Below are 2937 nucleotides of genomic sequence, written 5' to 3' on the forward strand. Positions count from 1 at the left end.
GGCAAATTATGTGGAGTTGGCGGCTATCAAAACCCGGACCGGTGCCGGCTTTTGGCCCTCAACTCCACATCACTGCGGGCTGCACATAAGTCAAGTCACGTTGAGCTCAACGTGACTCGACGATTGGGGGCCGGAGAAGCTCAGCGACGAGCAGCGCCGCGATCTCCTCGAGATCGTCGAGGACCGATACGCCCGCCGCTCGACCCTCGTCACCAGTCAAATCCCCATCGATCACTGGTACGACCTCATCGGCAACCCAACCATCGCCGACGCCATCCTCGATCGCCTCGTCCACAATGCCTACCGCATCGAGCTTAGCGGCGACAGCATGCGAAAGCAGCGCCAAATGCAACCCGAGACGACAGCGACAGCTTGACCTTCGCCACCTCCCGTTCCAAACCTCAAGGCGACCCAGGCGCTGACCGAAATCCGTCCGGAATGAAATCGGAATGCCTGGCCGGCTTCGCGTCGGAATCAGTGGCCGGCTTCATCGGAATACACAGCTAGTGCACTCCGCCGTTGGGGCCAGCAATTAATGGCTCGGATCGGGTCGCGAAAGGCGAAGGTCGCCGTGGCGCGCAAACTCGCCATCATCCTGCACCGTATCTGGTTGGATGGCACGGAGTTCGCGGCGGCGCCGGCTAGCTGAGCCTAGCTAGCTAAGCCAGTATCTCTGTAGATCGTCCTGGAAGGACGCTGGCTGGATTATCCCGGAACTTCTTGGGCGGCTTCAGACCGCGGGAATCACATGGGGAGATCCACTGGCGAGGGCCATGATGAGGCGGCACATTCTTCCGACCTCGAAGACGACAAGGTCCGGTACCCAGGGCAGTTGACAGCGATTAGACGACAAGAAACTGTTCCGGCTCTATCGGGAAGAGAGGCTCGCGGTCCGTCGCCGTGGTGGCCGCAAACGGGCGCTCGGGACCAGGGCGCCGATGGTGGTGCCGATAGCGCCGAATGACCGCTGGTCACTCGACTTCGTCTCGGATCAGCTCACCGATGGCCGCCGCTTCCGGATTCTGACCGTGGTCGACGAGTGCACGCGCGAATGCCTGTCGTTGGTAGCCGACACCTCGCTGTCGGGCTCCCGGGTGGCGCGGGAGCTTGACCGGCTGATCATCGAGCGCGGCAAGCCCAAAATGGTGGTCAGCGACAACGGCACCGAATTGACCAGCAACGCAATCCTGACATGGGCGGATCAGAGCCGCGTCGCCTGGCATTACATCGCGCCTGGCAAGCCGACGCAGAATGCCTTCATCGAAAGCTTCATGTACAGACGGCCCCGCGGATGCAAGGGATTTCAGCAGCACTTTGGATCCCGGTTGGGTGCGTTCATGTATACGGCCTGTTTGTGCGACCGATGCCATGGCCGCTGGCCCTGATGGAGATCGCGGATCGAGGCCTCATCAACGGGTCGCGCTTGTTGCGCTTAAAGCTCTTCGGGCTTGCTCGATCCCCAGCTCCGCCGGTGTCCGTCATGCTGTCATTTGCCCTCACACCATAACGTGGCCAACATACGCGACATTCAGGTCGCAAGCTTAGGCCGATAGAATTCCCCGGTCTTGGACACTCTGCGCGATGTGATCGGCCTCCTTGCTCATCCTGGCGGTGCGCAGATCCTCATCGCTGCCCGCGCCTTCCGTCAGCCGACTCACGAATATCCTGGGCATGAATCGCCTTGAGCATGTAGCTCACCTCGCGAACCTTATTGATGCTTCTTGCTTTCGCAAATTCGGCGGTCAGGAACTGCTGCCGCCAGCGCAGGGTACTCAAATCTCGTAGACCGCGAACATTACGTCGCGTGTCAAAGTCATAGCATTCTCGTCGCAAACGCGACCTCATTTGTTGTTGGTGCGGCTCCAGGGCAAAAGGCAACTGCGATCGGCGATTGGCAGACAAAATCCGAGTGACCCAACAGGGCAAGAAAAACAGATCCCAGGAACGAAAGGCCGGCGCGATGGCGGGCTACACCATCTTGTCATAGCTTGCTGCGCCTATCTAAACGGCCGAAGCGAGGCATTCCATTATGCGGTCGAACAGCGTTCTTTGACGTAGTTGGCACGGTCTTTGATAGCTGCTGTCCAGACAGAAAGGGAGACTACGATGAAGACCGATATGTCAGCCTATGGCGTAACGGAACTAACTCCTCAAGAAGCATCTGCAACTTCGGGAGGTTGGTTGTGGACGATTGTGGCAGTGTTGGCGGGCCTAGCGGCATCCATCGCCGCTGGCGGCCTCTTGCCTAATTCTTGAAGCCAAGAAAGCGAATGTGGTCCTAGCTGTCGCGGGATGCTGCCGCGCCTGTGCGTTTTGAACGGCAACTCTAGAAGCGGTCTTGGTCGTATGGAGCCGATTCAATCGAGCGCCCCTATAGCGGCACGTGTGGCTGCCAGCTAGGCGCTGAGCGGGGCGCGTTCACTGACAGATGCAGATTGTCGCGCCTGCTCGCAATTAGGCCGCGCTGAACGAGGCAGACTGGGGAGTCTTGCGTTCTCACTCCACAGTTGGCACGACTCTTGAGTCCCCCTTTGTGCGGCCGCCAGAGCGGTCGACAGGCATCACTGAAAGGAGAAAAAAATGAAGATGGATGTGTCAGCGTATGGTGTAATCGAACTATCGCCTGAAGAATCATCTTCGACCGCGGGAGGGTTTTGGCCCATTGTGGCAATAATTGCCGGAGTAGGAGCCATTATCGGTACGGCTACAGGTGTTGGCGTGGTTATAGGTGTGCTCCGTTGAAGATGATAATTGCCGCAACCTCTCGTGCGTCATAGGGAATGGTCGTGGCGCTGCGGCGAGCTTTTAAAGTGGACCCTATGCTGAGGACCACCGGGTCTGGTTCTTAGGGTTCAGACTCAATTGATCCAATATGCGACGATGGCGGCGAGGTGGACGGCAGCCAAGAAATTTCTGGCAAGTTTGTCGTAGCGAGTT

Annotated in this window: 3 pseudogenes; all 3 read left to right on the forward strand. The window is 58.5% G+C overall.

From position 1 onward, the window contains the following. Window positions 1-115: 115 nt before the first annotated feature. A pseudogene (locus GGD61_RS40000) lies at window positions 116-376 on the forward strand (ATP-binding protein); the annotation flags it as partial. Between the two features lie 129 nt (window positions 377-505). After that, a pseudogene (locus GGD61_RS41165) lies at window positions 506-649 on the forward strand (IS110 family transposase); the annotation flags it as partial. A gap of 193 nt (window positions 650-842) precedes the next feature. Then, window positions 843-1271, forward strand: a pseudogene (locus GGD61_RS40005) (DDE-type integrase/transposase/recombinase); the annotation flags it as partial. Window positions 1272-2937: the final 1666 nt, after the last annotated feature.

Source organism: Bradyrhizobium sp. SBR1B, assembly GCF_014198205.1.
Classification (GTDB): domain Bacteria; phylum Pseudomonadota; class Alphaproteobacteria; order Rhizobiales; family Xanthobacteraceae; genus Bradyrhizobium.